Source organism: Actinomadura sp. 1N219 (genome assembly GCF_044326405.1).
Classification (GTDB): Bacteria; Actinomycetota; Actinomycetes; order Streptosporangiales; family Streptosporangiaceae; genus Spirillospora.
In genome coordinates, this window is the sequence record NZ_JBIRAY010000012.1 from 196,064 (window position 1) to 219,930 (window position 23,867).

Here is a 23,867-nt window from a genome sequence, read left to right on the forward strand (position 1 = left end):
CGCCCGCGGCTGGACGGACGCCTCAGCCGCGGGTGAGGCCCAAGGCGGGCCGCCCGAGGGTGGGGTCAGGCCTGGGCGACGGCGCCTTCCTTGAGGAGGGTCTCGGCGTCGTCGAAGCCGAGGTCGTCCAGGACGGCGCGCGTCTGCCCGCCGGGCAGGACGGGAACGCCGTCGGTCCCGGGCCGGGTGCGGGAGAAGCGCGGGGCCGGTGCGGGCTGGCGCCGGCCCCCCAGGGCGGGGAACACGTCGCGGGACGTGTTCCACGGGTGCTCGGCCGCCTCGGTCATCGACAGGACGGGCGCCACGCAGGCGTCGCTCGGGACGAAGATCTCCGTCCACTCGTCGCGGGTCCTCGTCCGGAACACGGCGGCGAAGCGGTCGCGGAGGACGGGCCAGCCCGCGCGGTCGTGCTGGGCGGGGAGGTCCTCGCCGTCGAGGCCGGCGAGGCGGAGGAACTCGGCGTAGAACTGGGGCTCGATGGCGCCGACGGCCATGTGCCGCCCGTCGGACGTCTCGTACACGTCGTACCAGGGGGCGCCGGTGTCGAGCATGTTGACGCCGCGGCGGTCCTCCCAGAGGCCGCCGGCGAGGAAGCCGTGGATGAACGTGGACAGGTGCGCGGCGCCGTCCACGATGGCCGCGTCGACGACCTGCCCGCGCCCGCTGGTCTTCGACTCCAGGAGCGCCGACAGGACGCCCACGACGAGGTACATGCTGCCGCCCGCGAAGTCGCCGAGCAGGTTGATCGGGACCTGCGGCGGGCCGTCCGCGCGGCCGATGGCGTGCAGGGCGCCGGTGATGGCGATGTAGGCGACGTCGTGCCCGGCGGTCGGCGCGAGCGGGCCCTCCTGGCCCCAGCCGGTCATGCGCCCGTAGACGAGCCGCGGGTTGCGGGCGAGGCAGTCGTCCGGGCCGATGCCGAGCCGTTCGGTGACGCCGGGACGGAACCCTTCGAGCAGGACGTCGGACTTCTCGACCAGGCGGAGCACGACCTCTTGGCCGCGTTCGCTCTTGAGGTCGATCGCGATGGAGCGCTTGCCGCGGTTGGTGAAGTCGGCGCCGCCGGCGGTCTCGCCGTCCCGGACGGCGGACGCGCGGTCCACCCGGATGACGTCGGCGCCGAGGTCGGCCAGCAGCATCGCGGCGAACGGCCCGGGACCGATCCCGGCCAGCTCGATCACCCGCACTCCGGAGAGGGGCCCGTTGCCCATCAGCGACTCCCTGAATCTCGTTCGGCCTCCCAGTGTGCCCGATCCGGGTAAGTGCGTCCTGACCCGGGTCGCGGTTCAGCAGGCCGGGATCAGCGGGCCGGGATCAGCGGGCCGGGATCAGCGGGCGGTGAGGGTGACCGGGGCTGGCCGGGCGCCGGGCGCGACGAGGAGGCGGTTCTTGGTCGTCGACCGGTCGACGCCTTCGGCGTGCGGGACGAGCCCGCGCCCGGCGGCGGCCAGGTAGTACCAGCGGCCGGACGGCGACCGCCACCAGGTCCCGCTGACCGGACGGCGGGCGTCGCACGATCCCGTGGCCTTGTCCTTCTCGCCGAGCAGCGTGGCGCGGGCGGTGGCGGCGCCGCCGATGGGGGTCCAGCGGGTGCACACCCAGTCGGCGTGCTTCCCGCCGTGCGGCACGGTCCCCGACCAGAAGTTCCACGCCATCGCCTCGGAGACCGGCTGGGACGGCTCCGTCTGGCAGGCCAGGCGGTTCCAGAACTTCTGGCCTTCCGCGCCGAGCCTGGCGGGACGCTCCGTCCGGGCCGGGCGGTAGTCGGGCGAGTGGTAGCCGAGGACGGTGGCGCGCGGGCCGCCGAGGTCGCCGACCGTCCGCTCGCCGACGTGGAAGAGCGGGCCCCGGCCGCAGCCGGTGCTCGCACGGGCGGGGGCGGTCACGCCTGAGAACGTCGCGAGCCGCTCCCCCGCGAGCGTCTCGGGGCCCGGGTCCCAGGGGGCGAGGAGGTAGCGGCCGCCGCCGAGCGCGATCGGGGCGGACGGGTCGGCCCCGGCGGTCGCGACGTCGAGCCCGCCGTGCGTGTACCGGGCGATCTGGCCTCCGAGCCGCAGCACGGCGAGGGGCGCGCCGTCGACGCGGCCCGCGTAGAGCAGCTGCGCCGCGCCGCCGGGGCGGCGGGCCGCGCGCTCACCGGGCGCGGCCTCCCACGCGGCGGCGGCGCGCCCGGTGAACGCGCGGTCGCGGACGAGGTCGCCGCGGGGCGGCCAGGCGTCGAGGGTTCGGCCGCGCGTCCAGGCGTCCGGCGCGGCGGAGATCAGGCGCGGCGCGCGGGGCGCCGGCGCGTCGCCGTCGTCGGTCATCACCAGCGCGGCGACCAGCGCGGCCGTGAGGAGGGCGGCGGTGACGAGCGGCGCCGCCGAGCGGGTCCGGACGGGACGGAGCGCGGACTCGAAGCGCCCGGAGCGCCGTGCGGACGGCGGCGGGACGGCGTCCGCGGCCCGGATCACTGGCCACGGGTCGCGGACGCGCAGCTCGATCAGCTGGTCCCGGACGGCGTACCGGGGCAGCCCCTCCATGTGGCGCAGCACGTAGGCGACCCGGACGTGCGGGTCGAGCCTGGCCAGCATCGCGGTGAGCGCGGGGTCGGGCAGCTGCGCGGGCAGCGCGCGGAGCCAGGGCCCGAGGCCGATCCGGAGCCGCCGGGACGGGCGCAGCGCCCGGCGCAGCACGCGGGTGCGGCGGCGGGCCAGCCCGGCTGGCGAGCGGTCCCGGGCGCCGCGCGCGGTGCCGTCCACGATCCGGCACGCGATCGCCAGCCGGTAGACGCGCTTCCCCTTCCCCGGAAGAACGAAATACGCCATCCGGACAAGGTCGCCATATGCCGATTTAGTCGTCGGCGTTTCCGTGCGCGGATTCGCCAGCACATCTTCAGTCACGGCAGGCCGCTCCTTCTGGGCCGTTCCTTCGTAGCGGAGCTAGAGGTTAAGCCGGGCGGCAACGCGCCTGAACCGGAATTGGGAAAATGATTAATCGGCCCATTGAAATGGCGTTCGATTTTCCCGGAAGGCGCGGCGGGGGCCGCGGCGGGCGGCGGACCGTTCACGCGAGAGGCACCGCGCCCGTTTCGTCCCCGTACTACGCTGTCAGCCTCCGGGGAACCTCCCCGGGCCCCGGCACATCGAAAGATCGCGCCCCCGCCGCGCCCCGGACGAGCACAACGGAGAAGGACGTCCCGACCCATGACCCCCCACCCATGACCCCCCACCCATGAGCGAGGACGTTCCGGGCTACCGGGTGCTGGAGCAGGTCGGCGAGGGCGGCTTCAGCGTCGTGTACCGCGCGCACCAGGAGCACCTCGACCGGATGGTCGCGCTGAAGGTCCTGTCGATCGGGTCCGTCGACGACGCGGCGATGCGGCGCTTCCAGCGGGAGAGCAAGATCACCGGCCGGCTGTCCGGCCATCCCAACATCGTGACCGTGCTGGACACCGGCACCACCCGCTCCGGCCGCCCCTACATCGCGATGGAGTACTTCGAGCACGGCGCGCTCACCGACCGGCTCGCGCGGGAGGGGCCCCTGCCGGTCGCGGACGTGCTGCGCGTCGGGGTGAAGATGGCGGGCGCGCTCGCCGCCACCCACGAGACCGACGTCCTGCACCGCGACGTCAAGCCGCAGAACGTGCTGCTGTCGCGGTACGGGGAGCCGGCGCTCGCCGACTTCGGCATCGCACGACTGGTCGACAGCTTCGACGCCACCCACACGCAGGCGTTCACGCCGCACCACGCCGCGCCGGAGGTGCTGGAGGGGCGGCCGCCGGGCGTCGGCGCCGACATCTACTCGCTCGGCTCGACCCTGTACCAGCTCCTCGCCGACCGGCCCGCGTTCAAGGGCCCGCCCGGCGAGGGCATCGCGCTGCTGATGCTGCGGATCCTGAACGACGCGCCGCCGCCGATCCCGCGTCCGGACGTCCCGCCGCAGGTCGCGGACGTCATCGCCCGCGCGATGGCGAAGACGCCCGAGCAGCGGTTCGCGACCGCCGTCGAGTTCGCGCAGGCGCTCCAGCGGGTGCAGGGCGAGCTGGGGCTGCCGGTCACCGACGTCGCGCACAGCAGCGGATCGGTGCTGCCCGCGCCGCGTCCGGACGCCGGCGGCGGTACCGGGTCGCCGTCGTCGGGGTTCTCGTCGTCGGGTTCCCGGTCGGGGCCGCGGCTGTCGTTCCCGGACGCGTCCGGGCCGCCGCTCGTCCCCGAGTGGGCGCCGACCGCGCTGGGGCCGTCCACCCCGCCCACCGCGCCGCGGCGCCCGGAACCGTCCGCGCCCGCGCCGCCCTCGCCGTGGCATCCCGACGCGACCCCGCCGCACACGCCGGACGCGCTCCTCCCGCAGAACGCTCCCCCGCAGCAGGGCGGCGACCCGTGGGCGACCGGCGGCCGCACGACCCCGCACACCACGCCGCACGCGAACCCGCAGCAGCTCACCCACGACCAGCCGGGCGACGGGCCCCGCCGCGGCCTCATGGTGGCGGCGGGCGTCGCGCTCGTCGGCGGGCTCGCCCTCGGCGTCGGGGCGCTCGCCCTGACCGGCGGCGGCCCGGAGGAGCGGGACTCGGCCGCGAGCTCGCCGGAGCCGTCCGCGCCGGGCCCGCAGGGTCAGGCCACGGGCGTCCCGGCGGCGCCGATCACGCGCGCGCAGCTCGCGGCGGCCCGCCCCCGCAAGCTGATCGCCAGGCCCGTCGGGCGGACGGCCGCGCTGCTCTGGACGCTGCCCCCGGCGGCGCGGGAGCTGCCGCTGCTCGTCCAGCAGCAGCCCGCAGGCACCAGCCCGATCGTGGCGGTCAAGGCCGGGTCCCGGTCGGCGACCGTGCCTGGCCTGCGGCCGAAGACCGCCTACTGCTTCAAGGTCGGCGCGGTGCTGCGCCTCAACGACGGCAAGGCGCCGGACGTGGCCTGGTCCGCCCCCGCGTGCGTCAACAAGGCGAAGAAGCGGGCCTAGCGGCACTTCCACACGGGCAGCCCGGCGAAGCTCTTCCAGTCGCCCGGCGTGTTGACCAGGTAGCCGATGACGTACCCGGTCTTGCCCTTGTAAGTGATCTTCGCGTACATGTCCCCGGCGAGGTCGGCGTTCCGCTCGTAGTACACGCCCCTCTCCTGGCAGTTCACGGTGACCGTCTCGCCGTTGTTGTCATTCATGGTGGCGACCGTCGTGCCGCCGTTGGCGTCCGCGACATTCCTGACATAGCCGTTGGAGTTCTCGTTGCGCTCGACCGGGTACCGGGTCGTGGGGCCGGTCAGCTTCGCCGTCCGGGTCGCGCCCGGTCCCGTTCCGGCTCCGTTCACGGCGGCGACGTTGAAGGTGTAGGAGCCGTTCGTCCAGATCTCGCCGAGGGTCGCGGACGTCGCCGAGACCGTCCGGCTGCCCTTGACGGGGCCGTCCCAGGTGAGCCTGTACGTGGTGCCGGCCGCGCCGGGCGGGGCCGTCCACGAGAGCCTCGCCCCGGACGCGGTGGCCTGCGCCGCGAGGCCGGTCGGCGCGCCCGGCGTCACGCACGGCCGGACGGGATCGCTGGGCGCGGAGACCGCTTCGCGCGTCCGGCCTCGGGCGTCCTTGTAGCGGACGGCGACGCGGAACCGGTACTCGCGGCCGCATTCGCCGCCCGCCACCGTGAACGTGAACGGGCCCGCGCCCGACGTGATCGCCTCCGGGGCGGCCGACAGCCCGGACGGGACGTCCTTCAGCAGGTACCCGATGATCCCCTCGCCCTGCGAGGGCTGGAAGTCGACGCGCATCGTCCCCGAGCCGGGCGTGACCGACACGTTGGACGGCGCGCTCGGCGGCTCCCCTGGGCGCGGCGGCGGCGGTGACGTGGGCGGATTCCGGCGGGGCGGCGGGGCGTCCCCGTCGCCGGGCAGCGGGATCGTGCGGCGCTTCGGCCCGCCCGCGACCCGGTCCTTGTACTTGTCGATGCCCTTGTGCGCGCCCTGCCGGTCGATGACGACGGCGTGGGGCCCGGACGGGTCGTTCGCCCACAGCAGCCCGTCGCGGACGAACACGTCCAGCGTGGACGGACGTCCCGTCACCGGGATCGGAGGCTGGAACCGGTTGGCGGCCGAGTCGTACACGATCAGCGCCCCGGCCGTCTCGTCCGGGATGTAGACCTTCGCGCCGAGCATCTGCGGGGCCCGGTACCGGTGCTTCGGCATCGCGAGCCGCGTGCTGGAGTACCGCCCGGTGTCGGTGTCGACGGTCACCAGCGACCCGGTCCCGGGCACCAGCAGCGGGACGGTCTTGCCCTCGGTGTGCGCGGGGGCGAGCACGCCGCCGCGCCCGGCCTGCCGGACGGTCGTCGGCAGGCTCACCGTGAGCCGCGCCCCGGACGACTTCACGACGGTCGCGGTCGCGGCGGTGGAGTCGGTGACGACGGGGTCGCCGGCGGCGATGGTCAGCGCGAGGCTGTCGCCGGGCGCGCCGACCTTCACGGGCGGCTGGAGCGTTCCGTCCTTGAACGCCGACACCTCGCCCTTCTGCGACACCGGCACCCACAGCGTGCCCTGCGCGTCGATCCCGGCCTGCCCGAGGATCGGCGGCAGCGCGGCGGACGCGCCGACCGGGGCCAGCCCGACCGGGTCGATCTGCTGCACGGCACCCTTGACGGAGTCGACCGTGTACGCCCTGCCCGAGCCCGCGAGGACCTGGATGCCCCTGCCGAGCGGGCGGCTCTGGGAGATGTTCAGCTGGGACGGGTCGAGCCGGCTGACCACGCCCGTGTCCAGGTCGATGAGCAGCACGGTGGCGCCGTCCTGGACGATCTTGATGTTGTGGCCGCGCATCTGCGGGATCACGCCGGTCTTGCCGTCCACCTTGCCCGCCGGGCCGTTGACGTGGACGACGAGGCCCTTGCTCCGCGCGCTCAGCCAGGCGCCGACGTCCGCGATGCGGTATTTGGCGCTCGCGACGCCGACCCCGTACACGGCGGCGGCGATGCCGAGCACGCCGACCAGCCCTACCGCGACCTGCCCCGTCAGCCGGTCCCGCCGGAACAGCACCCCCACGCCCGCCACCCGCACGTTTCCGATCACCCTCCCCGTCGACGGGACAAGGTAGCGGATCATGAACGCGAATATCCGCGTTTCCGCAGATAAGGGGCATGTGTCAGGTGTCGCGGAGCGTGGCGGCGTAGGTCTCCACGGTGATGTTCCGCCCCGACAGGATGACCACGAGACGCCCGGTGACCTGGGCTTTTCCGGCGAGGACGGCGGCGACCCCGGCCGCGCCCCCGCCCTCGGCGACCAGGCCGTGCTCGCGGAAGAGCCAGCGCGTCGCCGTCCGGATCTGGTCATCGGTGACGGACGTCAGCTCGGCGTCCCGGCCGATGACCTGCGGCGTCACGCAGCCGGGTTCGAGGTTGCCGGGCAGGGCGTCGGCGAACGACTCGCCGACCTCCACCTCGACGACCCGTCCGGCCGCCACCGAGGCGGACACGCCGCGCGACACGGCCGACTCCACGCCGACGAGCCGCACGTCCCCGCGCTCGCGCGCCCACAGGCTGAGCCCGGCGAGGAAGCCGCCGCCGCCGACCGGCACGACGACCGTGAGCGGCCCGTCCGCCTGCCGGTCGAGCTCCCGCCCGACCGTGCCCTGCCCCGCGATGACCGCCGGATCGTTGTAGGGCGAGACGTAGTGGCCGGGCAGGGAGAGCGCGTGCGCCTCGGCCTCGTCGTACGTCGTCCCGTGCTGGACGAGCCGCACCGGATACGCGCCGATCTTGTCGACCTTCGCCTGCGACGCCCGCGTCGACACGACCACGGTGACGTCCGCGCCGGACCTGGCCGCCGCGTAGCCCATGCCGAGGCCGTGGTTGCCCGCGCTCGCCGTGACGGCCGGGACGCCGTCCGGCAGCGCCGCCAGGGCCGCGAGCGCGCCCCGGACCTTGAACGCGCCGGTCGGCTGGAACGTCTCCAGCTTCAGCGCCGCTCCGGACCCCAGGCCGGAGGACGGCACCAGCGGCGTCGGCGCGAGCTCGGCGGAGACGACACGCCAGGCGCGGTCGAGATCGTCCGGTCCGGGCGGCCGGACGGCGCGCACGCTCAAGCTCGCTCCCCCGGACGCTCCCCCGGCGGCGTCTCGCCGAGCCGCTCGTGCAGCCGCAGCCGGACCTCCTCCGGCGTGTAGCCGCGGCGTCGCCGCTCCGCCCGGACGATCACCGCCCCGGTCGCCGCGACGCCCAGAACCCCGGCCAGCCCCAGCGCCTTCCACAACCCCAGCGTTTTCACCCATCGCATCCGGCTACGGTATCGATCATGCCTGGTACGAGCATCTCCCTCGACGAGGCCGCCGACCTGACCCGCACCGGGGACGTGTGGCTGTTCCGCGGCCGGACGGTCGCCGACCGCGCCATCCAGATGACGACGAACAGCCCCGTGAACCATGTCGGGATGTCGCTGGTCATCGACGACCTGCCGCCGCTGATGTGGCACGCCGAGCTGGGCCGGTCCCTGCGGGACATGTGGACGGGCGGGCACCACCGCGGCGCGCAGCTGCACGACCTGCGCGACGCCGTCCTGGCCTGGGGGAACCGGTACGGGCAGCGGGCGTGGCTGCGGCAGCTCGACCCGCCGCCGGCACGGGAGACGGAGGACGCGGCACTGCGGGCCGTGGCGCGGCTGGACGGCACCCCGTTCCCGTCGACGTCCAGGCTCGCGACGCGGTGGCTAAGGGGGCGGGTGCCGATCCGGCGTCCGGCCGAGCGCGAGGCGAATCTGGAGACGGCGTTCTGCGCGGAGATCGTCGCGGTGACGTACCAGTCGATGGGGCTGCTGCCGAAGGGCCGCCGCCCGAACTGGTTCGATCCCGGCCGGTTCTGGAGTGGCGACGACCTGGAGCTGGAGACGGGCGCCGTCCTCAGCGGCGAGATCGCCGTCAGCGTCCCCTTGTCGTAACGTCCCGGCGGTCTTTCAGGGATCGCGGGTGGAGGCGGCGGCGGAACCGGCGGAGGCGTCCGGCCCTGGCGGTGACGAGGCGTCCGAGCTCGTCGGTGTGCCGCCAGGCCCGGTCGGCGGCGTCCGGCCCGGGGTGGGACCCGGCGAAGCGGCTGCGGTTGACGAGGTCGGCGAGCGGGCCCAGATGCCCGTGGGCGTCGTCGCCGACGCTGGACGCGCCGAACCGCGCGACCTCGTGCGCCGTGAGCGTGCGGGCCGTGGACAGGCCGACGTCCGCGAGGTGGTCGAGGGCCTGGTGCCAGGCTCCGGTGATGCGGGCGGCGGGCGCTCCCGTCCGGCGGCGCCGCTTGCGCAAGGCGGGCGCGAGCAGCACTGCCAACACGTAGCCGATGAGCAGGACGACCCCCGCGATCGACGCGAACACCCACCACGGCGTGGGCTCGCTATCGGCGGCCACCGGTTTCACAGGAGCCTTCTGCGTCGTGTTGCCCGGCCCTGGGCCGCGCTGCTGCGACGCGGCGTTCTTCTGCGCCTGCTCCAGCTTCTGCTCCGTCTCCCCCGCAGCGACCGCGTCGTTCTTGTTGGAGCGGCGCGCGTTGTCGGGGAGCGGGTTGAAGCGGATCCAGCCGAGACCGTCGAACTTGACCTCGGGCCAAGCCATCACGTCCCCGGAACGGACCTGGACGGTGTCGCCCACACGATTCCCACCGTCGAAGCCCACCACGACACGGGACGGCAGGCCGAGCGTCCTGGCGAGCAGCGCGTAGGCGGTCGCGAAATGCTCCGGCGTGCCGCGCCTGCCTTCGCCTAGGAAGTAGTCGAGCTGCCGGTAGCTGTGGCCTGGCGGCGCCGTCACGTCGTACCTGGCATACCGCTTGAGGTACTCCGCGAGCATCGCGGCCTTCTGGATCGGTGACACCGCGCCTTGCGTCGCCCCTTCCGCGAACTTGCGGAACTCGGCGATCTGGACGGGCGGCTCCTTCGCGCCGGGCCCCCACGCCAGTTCCCGCGCGGCCCTCGCCTCGGCGTCGGTGGCGACGGCGGCGTCCGCGAGGTCGTCGGCCGTCCATTCGGGCACGACCGACTCGACCCGGTACGTCTGGCCGGGGCGCAGCGGCTGCGCGGCGGCGAGCGCGCCGCTGTCCGGGTCGACGACGACCGGGAGCCCGTCCACCTGCCGGGGACGGTCCGCGGCGGGCACCCACACGCCGGGCAGGTCGCGGATCGTGATCCGCTGCGCGACCTCGTGCGTCTTGCGCGGCCGCGGCCCTTCCGGCACGCGCCGCCCGGTCGGGACGAACCGTGCGGTGGACGACCACGTCACGCCGTCGAACCTGTCCAGGACGGCCAGCCGCGCGATCTCGTTCCGCTGCGCCTGGACGGTGAACATGGCCTGGTCGGGGCTCAGCAGCCAGCCGCCGACGCGGTCGAGCGGGCTGACGCTGTCGCGCTGCTGCGGCGGCGGGGCCTGCACCTGCTCGCGCGGGTTGTACGGTTCGGCGCTCACCGGGACGACCGGCCCGGCGCCGAACGCCAGCCCGCCGAGCACGGCGGCCGCGGGAACCCCGACGACGAGCGGCCGCCAAGCGACCCGCGAACCGGCCATGTCAGCTCGTACGAGGGTAAGCACCGCGATCAGGACGACGGTCGCGGCGGCGAGCGGCGAGTTGGAGCCGGGGCCGTCCACGCCGAGCAACAGCGCGACCGCCCACACGGCGAGGGCGGGGAGGCACGGGGCGGCGCGCAGCGAGGTCCGCAGCGCGAGTTCGGCGGACGCGAACGCCGCCAGCCACACCACAACGTTCACCAGGACGAGCAGCTCAGGCTTCGCCGGGGCGGGAAGCAGCGTGGTCAGGATCGACTTCCACGAGCTGAGGACGCCTTCGCGGAGCGCTTGCGGGAGCGTCCCGCCGCTGAGCGCCGGGCGCAGGACGGTGACCGCGACCGTGCCCGCCCACGCGACCACGGTCAGCACCAGCGAGATCCACAGCGGCCAAGGGCCCTTGTCCTTGCGCGGGCCCGAGAGCAGCGCGCACAGCACAGTCGGGACGGACGCCGCGACGGCCACGACCGGCAGCACCGGACCGAACCCGAAGACCCGCTGGAACGACAGGCCCGCGACGGTGACCAGGCACGCCGTCACGACGAGCGAGACGTACCGCGTCACCGGACGCTCCCCAGCCTCCGCCACGCCTCCGCCAGCCCGTCCAGGTCACCGAAGTCGATCAGATGGACGCCGGGCGGCGCGGACGCGGGCTCCGGCGGCCTGACCCGCAGCACCACGATCCGGTCGAACCGGCTCCGGACGGCCGCGATCCGCCCCAGCTCCGCCGCCCCGGACGTGACGACGACGAGCGAGCCGCCCGCGCGCACACGGCGAACCGCGTCCACGATCGACTGCGGCCCGTCCCGCGTCGCGACGGCGGTGAGCCGGTCGAGGACGACCTCCATGTCGTCGGGTCCGCCTCGCGTGTCGGCGATCGGCCCGTTGCCGGTCAGGATGCGGACCGGGAAGTTCGCCGCCGCCGCGCCCGCCGCGACCGAGGCCGCCGCGTCCACGGCCAGCTCGAAGTCGTCGGGCTCCGGCCACGACTCCGGCCGCGCCTCCAGCACGATCGTCGTCGTGGGCAGGCTCGCGTCCACGAGCTGGCGGACCATGAGCGTGCCCGTCCGCGCCGACGACTTCCAGTGGATGTGGCGCATCTCGTCGCCGATCACGTACTCGCGCAGCGCGTGGAACGTCGCCGTCCCGGCCGGGGACCTGTCGCTCGTCGGGCCCTCCAGGTGGTACGCGCGGCCGGACGGCAGCAGCGGCAGCCGAACCGTCCTCGGCCGGACGAGCAGCACCTGCGGCGCGCCGTACTCGCGGACCCGGCGGGCCAGCCGCAGCGGATCGGCCCGCACCAGCCGCAGCGGCCCCACGGGGATCTCCCCGCGCCGCTCCGTCGGCAGCCGGTACGTCACCGACCGCGTCCCGCCGGACCGCAGGCGCGGGACGTCCACCGCGACCGACGTCGCCCCGGCCGCGTCATGCGCGCTGAGCCCTCGCGCGCCGCGCCCCTTGTTCGTCACGTGCAGGACGCCCACGGCCGGTTCGCCGCGCTCCACCTTCGTCGGCGCGATCTCCCGGCGGACGTCCAGCTTCGGCTGCGGCAGCGTCCACAGCGCCGCGGCCGCCACCGCGACGAGCCCCGCCACCGCGAGCATCGCGGGCTCCGGGTAACCGAGCCACCAGCCCGCCGCGTACAGCAGCGCCGACACGGCCGCCGTCCCCCATCCGAGCGGCGTCAGCACGTCACACCCCAGCCGCCTGCGGCGTCGGCACGTTCTGCAGCGCCTCGCCGACGATGTCGGCGCCGGTGCGGCCGCGCAGCTCCGCCTCCGGCGTCACGATCAGCCGGTGCGCGATCACCGGGACGGCGAGCGCCTTCACGTCCTCCGGGACGATGTAGGACCGGCCGGCGGCCGCCGCCCGCACCCGCGCCGCGCGCAGCAGCGCGATGCTGGCCCGCGGGCTCGCGCCGAGCCGCAGGTCGGGATGCTCGCGCGTCGTCGCGACGACCCGCACCAGGTAGTCGTAGAGCGGCGGCGCGACATGCAGCCGCTGCGCGAAGTCGATCATCCGGGCGAGGTCCTCGCGGGCCATCACCGGCGGCATCTGGTCGAGCGTCGCGCCGGTCGGCGCTCCCGCGAGCAGCGCCACCTCCGCCTGGTGGTCGGGATAGCCCATCGAGATCCGCATCAGGAACCGGTCGAGCTGCGCCTCCGGCAGCGGGTACGTGCCGTCCATGTCGACCGGGTTCTGCGTCGCGATCACCATGAACGGGCGCGGCACCGGATGCGGCGTCCCCTCCACCGTCACCCGGCGCTCCTCCATGACCTCCAGCAGCGCCGACTGCGTCTTCGGCGAGCCGCGGTTGATCTCGTCCGCGACGGCGAGGTTCGCGAAGATCGGCCCGGCGTGGAACTCGAACGCGTTCGTCCCCTGGTTGAAGATCGACACGCCGGTGATGTCGCTGGGGAGCAGGTCGGGCGTGAACTGGATCCGCGCCCACTTCGCCTCCACCGACGCCGACATCGCCCGCGCGAGCGTCGTCTTGCCGACGCCCGGGACGTCCTCGACCAGCAGGTGCCCCTCGGAGAGCAGGCAGATCAGCGCCAGCTCCACCTTCTCCCGCTTGCCGCGCACCACCCGCTCGATGTTGCCCGCCAGCCCCGCGAACATCTGCGCGAACCGCCCGGCCAGCGCATCCGCGTCCATCCCCGCGATCTCAGTCATTTCAGACGCACCCCCAGAGCGTCGAAGAGAAGGTCCCCGAGTTCGAGCCGGGGGTGGCCACGTACAGGTCGCTGACCCAGCGCACCCTGCCGTCGTACTCGATCTTGTCCCAGATGGCGCTCTTCCGGCTGGAGTCGTCCGTGTCGGTGACCCCCTCGCCCTGCTGCTGGCAGATCACCTTCACCGAACCGGTGAAGCCCTGCGGGAACGTGCCGTCCTGCGCGTACTGCGTGCCCGGGCCGGAGCGCAGCCGGGTCGTGGTGCTGTTGTTGTGGTGTCCGTTGTAGGACCGCGCGTGCGGGGCGGGGTCGAGGTTCGCGGTCCCGCTCACCGCCGTGGACGAGCCGGCGCCGTTGCGGGCGGTCACGCTGATCGTGTAGGTCCGTCCGTTGGTCAGGCCCCTGACCTGGTGCGAGGTGCTCTTGCCGGTGGCCGTCCCGGCTCCCCAGGCGATGTCGTAGGTGACGTCGTAGCCGGACGACTTTCCCCAGGTCAGGTCGGTGCCGTGGTTGACGGGCGTGGCCGTCAGCGACCGTGGCGGGCCCGGGGCGGTGCAGGCGGTGGCGCCGACTTCGCCGGACTCGCTGTAGGCGGGCCTGCCGTCCTTGCCCTTGTACTCGGCGGCCACCTTGTAGATGTGGGTCGTGGTGTCGCAGGTCAGGCCGCTGACCTTGAACGTCCCGCCGGGGCTGTTCGCCGGGAACTGGGCCGGGCCGGCGCCGGCAACGGGACGGCCCGACCGGTCGAGGAGGACGAACCTCGTCACCGGGTAGACGCCCTGCGGCTGCGCGGCCGGGGTGAAGCGGACGTTGACGGAGCCGTTGTCGCCGGACGCGGCGGGCGTCGGCGGGTCAGGCGCGCTCGGGTCCTTCTTCACCGGCGGCCGGTTCTGGGGAGGCTGGGCGTTGGAGCCGCCGCGGCCGCCGCCGGAGCCGTTGCGGTTGCCCCGGCCGTTGCCGGGGTTCTCCTGGACGGGCAGCGGCCGCCGCGCGCCGCCCGGGATCTTGTCCTCGTACTTCTTGATGCGCTTGACGCCGCCGTTGGAGTCGAACGCGAACGCGAACGCGCCGTTCGGGTCGTTCACCCAGAGCATGTGGTCGCGGACGAGCATCTCGATCGCGCCGCCGGGACGGGTCGCCGCGAGCGGCCGCTCCCAGGCGTTGCGGTCGGTGTTGAAGACCAGCAGCCGCCCGGACGTGCGGTCGGGCAGGTAGACGCGCGGGCCGAGCACGTGCGGGGGCTCGAAGGCGTGGTTCGGCATGCGCAGCGCGACCGATTCGACGCGTCCGACGCCGGTGTCCAGGAGGTACAGCGCGCCGCCCGCGCCGAGCATGGGGACGACCTGCCCGTCGGCGACGGCGGGGACCTTGACGCCGTGGCGCGCCTTCGCCACTGGCGCGGGCAGGGTGATCCGCTGCGTGCCCTCGGGCCGGACGATCAGCGCCGTCGCCGAGGTGCTGTCGACGATCACGGGCCGTCCGGCGGCGATGGTCAGCGCGAGGCGGTCGCCGGGCTTCCCGGCGGCGACGGGCGTGCCCTTGCCGCCGTTCTGGAACGGGACGACCTCGCCGGTCTGCGGGACGGGCACCCACAGCGCCCCGTCGGCGTCGATGCCCGCCTGCCCGAGCGGCGCGGTGAGGGTGGTGGCGGCGCCGACCGGGGTGAGGTGCAGCGGGTCGATCCGCTGGACGGCGCCCTTGACCGCGTCGATCGTGTACGCGGTCCCGGCGCCCGCGACGACCTGGAGGCCGGGCCCGCCGACCGGGCGGCTGCCGGTGATCTTGAGCTGGGACGGGTCGATCCGGCTGACGACGCCGGTGTCCTCGTCCACCAGCAGCACGGTCGTGCCGTCCTGGACGACCTTGATGTCGTGGCCGCGCATCTGCGGCACCACGGTCGCCTTGCCGTCGACCTTGCCCGCGAGGCCGTTGGCGTGCACGACCATGCCCTTGGCGCTCGCGCTCAGCCAGGCGCCGACGTCCGCGAGCTCGTACCGCGCGCTGGCCGTGCCCACCCCGTACACGAGCGCGCTCACGCACAGCACCCCGACGAGCCCGGCCGTGATCTGGCCGGTCAGGCGGTCTCGCTGGAAAAGTTGGATAAGTCCGCGCCGACGCGTGGCCGGTGCGGAGGATCGGTCCCCGTTCAATCCCCGTCACCCTCTCGTCGCGCCGTGCGTGTGAACCACGAACCTCGGCGCGAAGGGCACCATAACGGTAATGCGGGTCATGCCGGAGCGGGATTCACGAAGATCTCGCCTGGTGGTCGGCTGTAACACCGCGGGTTACGGGCGGATCCGCATGAGATTGATCACATTCGTCCGGGACGGCGGACTCCGCCGTATCCGGACCGCGGTGATCCGAACGCGAACGTTATCCCCGACGTCCTATGGTTGGGCATCGCGACGACGACTTCCGGGGTGGACGTGGACGACATCAGCATCGGCGACCTGTGGGACCGCGTGACGGGCACTCAGCCCGACCCCCCGTTGTGGCTGGTCGCCCTCGTCGGCCTCGTGGCGCTCGGGTCGGTCGTGCACGGGCCCACATGGCGGGTCGCGCGGAACACGGTGACGATCGCGCACGAGGGCGGGCACGCGCTCGTCGCCCTCCTCACCGGCCGGAAGCTGGACGGCATCAAGCTGCACTCCGACACCTCGGGCGTGACCGTCTCGCGCGGCAAGCCGCACGGCCCCGGGATGATCTTCACGGCGATGGCGGGGTACCTCACGCCGCCGCTGCTCGGCCTGTTCTTCGCGCTGCTCCTCGCCGACGGCCGCATCACGCTGATGCTGTGGTTCTCGCTGGCGCTGCTGGCGGGGATGCTCGTCATGATCCGCAACGCCTACGGCGTGCTGTCGGTGGTCGCCACCGGCGCGATCATCTTCGCGGTGTCGTGGCTGGGCAGCGCCGAGGTCCAGGCCGGGTTCGCGTATCTGGCGGCCTGGTTCCTGCTGCTGGCGGCGACCCGTCCGGTGATCGAGCTGCAGCGGATGCGCACCCAGCGGATGGCGCCGAGCTCGGACGCCGACCAGCTCGCGAACCTCACCGGCGTCCCGGGCCTGGCGTGGGTGAGCCTGTTCGGCGCGACCGCGCTGCTCGCGCTGCTGGCCGGAGGGGCCCTCCTCGTCCCGGACGGGCTGTCCCTGCCCGACTTCTCCCTCCCGTCCGCGCCCTGACCGGAGACCAGCGCGGTTTGCGGCGCGGAGTGTCCTAGGGCGCCGATAGTTTCGATGGTGTGAGCGATCGATGGGACCGGGAGCAGGTGCTCGGCCTCGCGCCCGACGCGCCGTCCGCGAAGGCGGCGGGCGGCGTCGCCAAGCCCGGCAAGTGGGCCGGGACGGGCTGTGACGGCGAGGCGGTGTGGGGCGAGTGCCAGGGCAGCGGCAAGTCCGCGTACCGGGCGTGCGCCGACCTGACCGAGCCCGCGTTCCGGTGCTCGTGCCCGAGCCGGAAGTTCCCGTGCAAGCACGCCCTCGGGCTGCTGCTGCTCTGGGCCGACGGGGCGGTCGGCACCGGGCCCCGTCCGGGCTGGGCGGCCGAGTGGATCGAGGAGCGGCGCGAACGCGCGGGCAGGGCGGCGCAGCGGCAGGCGACGACGGCCGCCAAGACCCGCGACCCGAAGACGGTGGAGCGGCGGGAGCGGCGCGTCGACGACGGGCTCGCCGAGCTCGACCAGTGGCTCCGCGACCAGGTCGCGCACGGCCTCGCGCAGGCGGACAAGTCCTCCTACCGGCTCTGGGACGACGCGGCGCGGCGGCTCGTCGACGCGCAGGCCGGGTCGCTCGCCGGGCACGTGCGGGGCCTCGCGGCGATTCCCCGGCAGCCCGGCTGGCCCGACCGGCTCCTGGAGGAGTACGCGCTGCTGCGGCTGCTGGTGCGGGCGTACGCGCGGCGCGACGAGCTGCCGGAGGGGCTGCGCGACACCGTCCGGTCGCGGGTGGGGTTCACCGTCCCGCAGGAGGAGGTGCTGGCCGGCGGGGAGCGCGTCCGGGACAACTGGTGGGTGACCGGCTCGCGCGACACCGCGCAGGATCTCCTGACGACGCGGCGGGTGTGGCTGCTGGGGAGGCGGACGCGGCGTCCCGCGCTCGTGTTGTCCTTCGCCGCGCCGGGCACGTCTCTGGACGCGTCGCTCATCGTGGGCACGGAGATCGACGCGGAGGTGGCCTTCTATCCGGGTGCGCCGCCGCTGCGGGCCCTGGTCGCCGAGCGGCATGGAGCGGTGGCGCCGGGCAGGCCGGACGGGACGTCCGTCCAGAGTTTCCTGGACGAGCACGCCGCGGCGCTGGCGCGAGATCCATGGCTCGACCGCTGGCCCGCGACACTGGAGAACGTGCGCCTGGCCCGCGCGGCGGGGGGCCACCTGGCCGTGGTCGACGGCGCCGGGGACGCGCTGCCGCTCCGGCTCGGCGACCCGTGGCGGCTGCTCGCGCTGTCGGGCGGCGGGCCGGTGACGATGGCGGGCGAGTGGAGCCCGCGCGGCCTGCGCCCGCTGGCCGCGTGGCACGACGACGAGGGGACGGTGGTCCTGTGACCGCGTGGAACGAGCACGTCACGGCCGCGCTGCTCGGCACGGAGCGCCGTGATCCGCCCGTCCTGCCGGAGGCGTCCGGCCTGCCGGAAGGGTCCGCCGAAGGCGGCGACAAGCCGGGGCGGCTGCTCGACCAGGCGGCGGTGCTGGCCGTCCGGCGCCGGGCGGGCCGGGTCCCGTCGGTCGAGGCGCCCGAGCCGGTGGCGCTCGCCCCGGTGGAGGACCTCCCGGTCGTGCCGGGCCCGGCGGCGGCGCGGCTGCGGCGGATCCTGAGCGGCGAGCAGATCCGGGTGCTGCCCGAATGGCTGGACGCGGCGGCCGACCGCGGCTTCCGGGTCCCCGCCCAATCGCTGCCCGACCTGCTGGAACGCGGGCGCGGCGACCGGGTGCTGCGGCCGTCGATCACGCGGGCGGCCGGGCGGCGCGGCGTGTGGCTGGCCTTGCAGAACACCGATTGGGCGTATCTGGTCGGGTCCGGGGACGACCCCGGCGGCGGCCCCGAGGTGTGGGAGACGGGGACGCGCAACCGTCGCGTGGCCTACCTGACGATGCTCCGCGGCACCGACCCCGCGAAGGCGCGGAAGCTGCTGCACGAGACGTGGGCCACGGAGCCCGCCCCCGACCGCGCGGCCTTCCTCGCCACCTTCGGGCACGGGCTGTCCCTGGACGACGAGGAGTTCCTCGAATCTGCGCTGGAAGATCGCGGCAAGGACGTCCGGCAGTTCGCGTCCGACCTGCTGGCCCGCATGCCCGGGTCCGCCTACGGGGAGCGCATGGCCGCCCGCGCCCGCGCGTGCCTCACCGCCGAGTCGCGCGTCACGCACGGGCGGAAGCAGACCTGGATCCGCGTCGAGCCACCGCAAGCCCACGGCGACGACCTGGCGCGCGACGGCGTCCCGTTCCATCCGAGCGGGTCGTTCGCGCCGAGGAGCGGCGGCGCGCCGGTGGGCACCCGGGCGGCGTGGCTGCGCGAGATCCTCGCCCGCACACCCCTGTCGACCTGGACGGAGCTGTTCGCGCTCCCGCCGATGGAGATCGTCTGTCTTCCGGTCTCGGAGTCGGACGGGCGGGACGTCCACATCGGGTGGGCCCGCGCAGCGCTCGGCCAGCGCGACGCCGACTGGGCGCGGGCGCTGCTCAAGGGCGGCGTCATGGTGGACGAGCCGGAGGCGCTCGCCGACCTGCTGGCCGTCCTGCCGGAGGCGGAACGCGACACGGCGGCGGCCGACCTGATCAAGTGGGTGGAGGGGCAGCCCGACCTGCTGCGGGTGCTGGAGCGCGTCCCCGGGCCGTGGACGGGCGCGCTCGCGTCGGCGGTCGTCGCGACGCTCACCGCGTCCCCGCCCGACCGGCCCGACCGGCCTGAGCGGCACACCCGGCGCGACGAGCACCTGGTCACGCAGCTGTGCAGGCTCGCCGACCAGCGGCTCGACCCCGCCGCCGCGTCCCGGCTCGACGTCCTGGAACCGGCGGCCCCGCGGGCCGTCACCGAACTGATCGCCACCCTGCGATTCCGCGACGAGATGTTGAAGGAGCTGGATTCGTGACCGAAGAGAACGTGCCGGGGGGTCTGGGGGGTCGTCCCCCCAGGGAGGCGGGCGCCGTTCTGCGGCCGCACGCCGAGCAGGAGTACGCCGGGGAGCTGGCGCGGCTGGCCGAGCACGACGACCGGCCCCGCCCGCCCGGCTGGCGGCTTTCGCCGTGGGCCGTCACCACGTACCTGCTGGGCGGCGAGCTGCCCGACGGCACCGCGATCAGCCCGAAGTACGTGGGGCCGCGCCGGCTGATGGAGGTCGCGGTCGCGACGCTCGCGACCGACCGGGCGCTGCTGTTGCTCGGCGTGCCCGGGACGGCGAAGACGTGGGTGTCGGAGCATCTCGCGGCCGCCGTCAGCGGCGACTCGACGCTGCTCGTCCAGGGGACGGCGGGCACGGCGGAGGAGGCCGTCCGGTACGGGTGGAACTACGCGCGGCTGCTCGCGGAGGGGCCGTCCGAGAAGGCGCTGGTGGAGAGCCCGATGATGCGGGCGATGCGGCGCGGCATGGTCGCCCGCGTCGAGGAGCTGACCCGGATGCCGTCGGACGTCCAGGACAGCCTGATCACCGTCCTGTCGGAGAAGACGCTGCCCGTCCCGGAGCTGAACACCGAGGTGCAGGCGCGCAAGGGCTTCACGGTGATCGCGACGGCGAACGACCGCGACCGGGGCGTGAACGAGCTGTCCAGCGCCCTGCGCCGCCGGTTCAACACGGTTGTGCTGCCGCTGCCCGAGTCCGTCGAGGACGAGGTCGGCATCGTGGCCCGGCGCGTCGACCAGATCGGGGCCGGGCTTGAGCTGCCCGAGTCCCCGGCGGGTCTGGAGGAGATCCGCCGGGTCGTGACCGTGTTCCGCGAGCTGCGCTCCGGGATCACGGGCGACGGGCGGACCAAGCTCAAGTCGCCCAGCGGGACGCTCAGCACCGCCGAGGCCATCTCGGTGATCACCAGCGGGCTGGCGCTGGCCGCGCACTTCGGCGACGGGGTGCTGCGCGCCGCGGACGTGGCGGGCGGGATCGTCGGCGCCGTCGTCCAGGACCCGGTGTCCGACCGGGTGGTGTGGCAGGAGTACCTGGAGGCCGTCGTGCGGGACCGGCCGGAGTGGCGGGACTTCTACCGCGCCTGCCGGGAGGTGTCTTGAGCCACGTCGAGGTCTACGGGGTCCGGCACCACGGGCCCGGCTCGGCGCGGGCGCTGCGCGGCGCCCTGGAGGAGTTCAAGCCGGACGCGGTGCTGATCGAGGGCCCGCCCGAGGCCGACCCGATCGTGGAGCTGGCCGGCGACGAGGGCATGGTGCCGCCGGTCGCGCTGCTCGCCTACTCCCCCGCCGGGCCGTCCGGCTCCGGGGAGGGAAAGGACGGCGACCGGAAGGCGGCGTTCTGGCCGTTCGCCGAGTTCAGCCCGGAATGGCAGGCGATCCGGTACGGGCTCGGCGCGGGCGTCCCCGTCCGCTTCTGCGACCTTCCGGCCGCGCACCAGCTCGTCCCCCTCCAGGAGGAGGAAGCGGAGAAGGACGAGAAAGAAGAGGGCGAGGAGGGCGAGGAGGCGGCGGAGGGGATCCGGCTCGACCCGCTCGGCTGGCTGGCCAAGGCCGCCGGATACGACGACGCCGAACGCTGGTGGGACGACGTCGTCGAGCACCGAGGGGGCGGCCCGTCGCCGTTCCCCGCCATCGGCGAGGCCATGACGGAGCTGCGCGAGCAGCTGGCCGCGCTGCCGGAGGAGCAGGCGTCCGCCGGGCTCCCGCCGGGGCATCTGCGGCGCGAGGAGCAGCGCGAGGCCCACATGCGGCGGACGCTGCGCCGCGCCCTGAAGGAGGGGCACGAGCGGGTCGCGGTGGTCTGCGGCGCGTGGCACGTCCCGGCCCTCCAGGCGAAGATCCCGGCGGCGCACGACGACCGGACGCTCCGCGGCCTGCCCAAGACCAAGATCGCGATGACGTGGGTGCCGTGGACGCACGGGCGGCTCGCCGGGCGCTCCGGCTACGGCGCGGGCGTCCGGTCCCCCGGCTGGTACCACCATCTGTTCACGGCGCGGGACCGTCCGATCGAGCGGTGGCTGACCGCGGCCGCCCGCGTCCTGCGCGAGGAGGACCTGCACGTCTCGTCCGCGCACGTGATCGAGGCCGTCCGGCTCGCCGAGGCGCTCGCCGCGCTGCGCGGCCGTCCCCTCGCCGGGCTGGACGAGGTGACCGAGGCGACGCGGGCGGTGCTGTGCGAGGGCGCCGACCTGCCGGTCGAGCTGATCCAGAAGCGGATGGTCGTCGGGGAGCGGCTCGGGGCCGTCCCGGAGCGGACGCCGATGGTCCCGCTGCAGCGCGATCTTCAGGCCGAGCAGCGGCGGCTGCGGCTCAAGCCGTCCGCGCTCGGCAAGGAGCAGGACCTCGACCTCCGCAAGCCCACCGATCTCGAACGCAGCCGGCTGCTGCACCGGCTCCGCCTGCTGGACGTCGAGTGGGGCGTCCCGGCCGACACCGGCCGCTCCAAGGGCACGTTCCGGGAGACGTGGACGCTCGCGTGGCGCCCCGAGTTCGAGGTCGAGCTGATCGAGGCGAGCGCGTGGGGCACCACCGTCCGCGGCGCGACGACGGCGCGGGCCAAGGCCCTGGCCGCCCACGCGACCGCGCTCGCCGACCTCACGTCCGTGGCCGAGCGCTGCCTGCTCGCCGACCTCGGCGACGCGCTGCCCGCCGTCATGCAGGCGCTCGCCGACCGCGCCGCGGTCGACACCGACGTCGCGCGGCTGATGTCCGCGATGCCCGCGCTGGTCCGGGCGCTGCGGTACGGGGACGTGCGCGGGACGTCCACCGGGCCGCTCCGCACGGTCGTGGACGGGCTCGTCGTCCGCGTCTGCGTCGGCCTGCCGCCCGCGATCACCGGCCTGGACGACGACGCCGCCCGCGAGTTCCTCGGCCATGTCGACGCGGTGCACGGCGCCCTGTCGCTCCTCGCCGACGACGACCACATCGAACGCTGGCGCCGCACGCTGGAGGGCCTCGTCGGCCGCCCCGACACCCTGCATGGCCTGATCGAGGGGCGCCTCACCCGCCTCCTCCTCGACGCGGGCCGCCTGCACGACGTCCCCGACCGGATGGCGCGGGCCGTGTCCGCGGGCTCGCCGCCCGCCCGCGCCGCCGCCTGGGTCGAGGGGTTCCTGTCCGGCGGGGCGCTGCTGCTCATGCACGACGAGACCCTCCTTCATCTCGTCGACGACTGGGTGTCCAGGCTTCCCGGCGACTCGTTCACCGACGTCCTGCCGCTCCTGCGCCGCACCTTCGGCGCCTACGCGTCCGCCGAACGCCGCGCCATCGGCGAGCAGTTGCGGCGCCTCGACCACGCCCCCGCCGCGCCGTCCCGTCCGGCCGAGGACGACGTGGACGAGACCCGCGCCGCCCCCGCGATGACCACGACGCTGCAGATCCTTGGATGGGACCGATGAGCGAGAACGATGGCGAGAGCGGCGAGGAGCGGCTGCGGCGGTGGCGGCTGGTGCTCGGCGGCGACAAGTCCGACGGGACGGGCGTCTCGCTCGCGGGCGACGACGTCCGGATCGACGGCGCGCTGGAGAAGCTCTACGGGGCCGGCGACGACGACGGACGGCCCCGGCCGGGGCGGCGCAGCGCCGGGCTCGGGGACTCCGCGCCGTCGGTGGCGCGGTGGCTCGGCGACATCCGCACGTACTTCCCGTCCAGCGTCGTGCAGGTCATGCAGAAGGACGCGATCGAGCGCCTCGACCTGACCCGGCTGCTGCTCGAGCCGGAGATGCTGGACGCCGTCGAACCGGACGTCCACCTGGTCGGGACGCTGCTGTCGCTGAACAAGGTGCTGCCCGACCGGGCCCGCGAGTCGGCGCGCGCGGTGGTGCGGAAGGTCGTCCACGATCTGGAGCGGCGGCTGGCGCAGAAGACGCGGTCGGCGATCGGCGGCGCGCTGGACCGGTCGGCGCGGGTGCTGCGGCCGAGGCGGCTCGCCGACGTCGACTGGGAGCGGACGATCCGCGCGAACCTGCGGAACTACCTGCCCGACCACGGGACGCTCGTCCCGGAGCGGCTGATCGGGTACGGGCGGCGGCAGCAGGCCGTCAAGCGGGACGTCGTCCTCGCGATCGACCAGAGCGGGTCGATGGCGGCGTCGGTGGTGTACGCGAGCGTGTTCGGCGCGGTCCTGGCGTCGATGCGGTCGCTGCGGACGTCGCTGGTCGTGTTCGACACGAACGTCGTCGACCTCACCGACCAGCTGCACGACCCGGTCGAGGTGCTGTTCGGCACCCAGCTCGGCGGCGGGACCGACATCAACCGTGCCGTCGCGTACTGCCAGACCCTCGTGACGCGTCCGAACGACACGATCCTCGTGCTGATCAGCGACCTGTACGAGGGCGGGATCCGGGACGAGCTGCTGCGGCGGGCGGCGGCGCTGACGGCCGCGGGCGTGCAGGTCGTCGTGCTGCTCGCGCTGTCGGACGAGGGCGCGCCCGCCTACGACCACGAGAACGCGGCGGCGCTGGCCGCGCTCGGCGTCCCCGCGTTCGCGTGCACGCCGGACGCGTTCCCCGACCTGATGGCCGCCGCGATCGAGCGCCGCGACCTGAAGGAGTGGTCGGAGCGACAGCCCACGTCCTCGTAGCCGGCCCCGGTCGGGGGC

17 protein-coding genes are annotated in these 23,867 nt (G+C 74.6%); 8 read left to right on the forward strand and 9 right to left on the reverse strand.

What is annotated here, in order from left to right; all coding sequences use genetic code 11:
- Positions 1-65: 65 nt before the first annotated feature.
- Both ACH35V_RS31705 and ACH35V_RS31710 read right to left on the reverse strand, forming a co-directional pair.
- Positions 66-1,211 carry a CaiB/BaiF CoA transferase family protein gene (locus ACH35V_RS31705; RefSeq protein ID WP_395978023.1) on the reverse strand — a complete coding sequence of 382 codons (1,146 nt, stop codon included), beginning with the start codon at positions 1,209-1,211 and terminating at the stop codon, positions 66-68.
- A 117-nt stretch (positions 1,212-1,328) separates the two neighbouring features.
- Positions 1,329-2,807, reverse strand: coding sequence for a hypothetical protein (locus ACH35V_RS31710; RefSeq protein WP_395978025.1), 1,479 nt, complete (start codon positions 2,805-2,807; stop codon positions 1,329-1,331).
- A 406-nt stretch (positions 2,808-3,213) separates the two neighbouring features.
- Here ACH35V_RS31710 and ACH35V_RS31715 point away from each other — a divergent pair, with 406 nt between their 5' ends.
- Positions 3,214-4,938 (forward strand): protein kinase, encoded by a 1,725-nt coding sequence (locus ACH35V_RS31715; protein WP_395978027.1) that lies wholly within the window; start codon positions 3,214-3,216, stop codon positions 4,936-4,938.
- Here ACH35V_RS31715 and ACH35V_RS31720 read toward each other — a convergent pair.
- Genes ACH35V_RS31720 through ACH35V_RS31730 form a run of 3 tightly spaced genes read right to left on the reverse strand, consistent with a single transcriptional unit; the run spans position 4,935 to position 8,225 of the window.
- Positions 4,935-7,055, reverse strand: coding sequence for a fibronectin type III domain-containing protein (locus tag ACH35V_RS31720; protein WP_395978029.1), 2,121 nt, complete (start codon positions 7,053-7,055; stop codon positions 4,935-4,937). The two genes, ACH35V_RS31715 and ACH35V_RS31720, sit on opposite strands and share 4 nt — an antisense overlap.
- Before the next feature lie 40 nt (positions 7,056-7,095).
- On the reverse strand, positions 7,096-8,028 hold the full coding sequence (locus ACH35V_RS31725) for a threonine/serine dehydratase (protein ID WP_395978288.1): 933 nt from the start codon (positions 8,026-8,028) through the stop codon (positions 7,096-7,098).
- Positions 8,029-8,030: 2 nt separating this feature from the next.
- A complete protein-coding gene (locus ACH35V_RS31730) occupies positions 8,031-8,225 on the reverse strand; it encodes a hypothetical protein (RefSeq protein ID WP_395978031.1) in 195 nt (64 codons plus the stop codon).
- Positions 8,226-8,243: 18 nt separating this feature from the next.
- Here ACH35V_RS31730 and ACH35V_RS31735 point away from each other — a divergent pair, with 18 nt between their 5' ends.
- The gene (locus ACH35V_RS31735; RefSeq protein WP_395978033.1) at positions 8,244-8,882 is read left to right on the forward strand and encodes a hypothetical protein; all 639 of its coding nucleotides are present in this window, start codon (positions 8,244-8,246) and stop codon (positions 8,880-8,882) included.
- Here ACH35V_RS31735 and ACH35V_RS31740 read toward each other — a convergent pair.
- Genes ACH35V_RS31740 through ACH35V_RS31755 form a run of 4 tightly spaced genes read right to left on the reverse strand, consistent with a single transcriptional unit; the run spans position 8,863 to position 15,196 of the window.
- A complete protein-coding gene (locus tag ACH35V_RS31740) occupies positions 8,863-11,049 on the reverse strand; it encodes a DUF3488 and transglutaminase-like domain-containing protein (protein ID WP_395978035.1) in 2,187 nt (728 codons plus the stop codon). The genes ACH35V_RS31735 and ACH35V_RS31740 overlap by 20 nt on opposite strands.
- Positions 11,046-12,176 carry a DUF58 domain-containing protein gene (locus ACH35V_RS31745; RefSeq protein WP_395978037.1) on the reverse strand — a complete coding sequence of 377 codons (1,131 nt, stop codon included), beginning with the start codon at positions 12,174-12,176 and terminating at the stop codon, positions 11,046-11,048. Before ACH35V_RS31745 ends, ACH35V_RS31740 begins: the two co-directional genes overlap by 4 nt.
- Before the next feature lies 1 nt (position 12,177).
- Positions 12,178-13,161 (reverse strand): AAA family ATPase, encoded by a 984-nt coding sequence (locus tag ACH35V_RS31750; protein WP_395978039.1) that lies wholly within the window; start codon positions 13,159-13,161, stop codon positions 12,178-12,180.
- Between the two features lies 1 nt (position 13,162).
- Entirely contained in the window at positions 13,163-15,196 is a 2,034-nt protein-coding gene (locus tag ACH35V_RS31755) for a fibronectin type III domain-containing protein (protein WP_395978041.1), read from the reverse strand.
- A gap of 384 nt (positions 15,197-15,580) precedes the next feature.
- On the opposite strand from ACH35V_RS31755, the gene ACH35V_RS31760 reads away from it, so the two are divergent.
- From ACH35V_RS31760 to ACH35V_RS31785, 6 genes are read left to right on the forward strand one after another with little or no spacing between them, the layout of a single operon-like run.
- Positions 15,581-16,339, forward strand: a complete 759-nt coding sequence (locus ACH35V_RS31760; RefSeq protein ID WP_395978043.1) for a M50 family metallopeptidase — start codon at positions 15,581-15,583, stop codon at positions 16,337-16,339.
- 59 nt (positions 16,340-16,398) lie between these two features.
- Positions 16,399-17,697: an SWIM zinc finger family protein gene (locus ACH35V_RS31765; RefSeq protein ID WP_395978045.1), complete on the forward strand. Its 1,299-nt coding sequence runs from the start codon at positions 16,399-16,401 to the stop codon at positions 17,695-17,697.
- Entirely contained in the window at positions 17,694-19,241 is a 1,548-nt protein-coding gene (locus ACH35V_RS31770; RefSeq protein ID WP_395978047.1) for a DUF5691 domain-containing protein, read from the forward strand. Before ACH35V_RS31765 ends, ACH35V_RS31770 begins: the two co-directional genes overlap by 4 nt.
- A complete protein-coding gene (locus ACH35V_RS31775; RefSeq protein WP_395978049.1) occupies positions 19,238-20,368 on the forward strand; it encodes an AAA family ATPase in 1,131 nt (376 codons plus the stop codon). Before ACH35V_RS31770 ends, ACH35V_RS31775 begins: the two co-directional genes overlap by 4 nt.
- Positions 20,365-22,665, forward strand: a complete 2,301-nt coding sequence (locus ACH35V_RS31780) for a DUF5682 family protein (RefSeq protein WP_395978051.1) — start codon at positions 20,365-20,367, stop codon at positions 22,663-22,665. The genes ACH35V_RS31775 and ACH35V_RS31780 overlap by 4 nt, the downstream gene beginning before the upstream one ends.
- A complete protein-coding gene (locus ACH35V_RS31785; RefSeq protein WP_395978053.1) occupies positions 22,662-23,849 on the forward strand; it encodes a VWA domain-containing protein in 1,188 nt (395 codons plus the stop codon). The genes ACH35V_RS31780 and ACH35V_RS31785 overlap by 4 nt, the downstream gene beginning before the upstream one ends.
- Positions 23,850-23,867 lie beyond the last annotated feature (18 nt).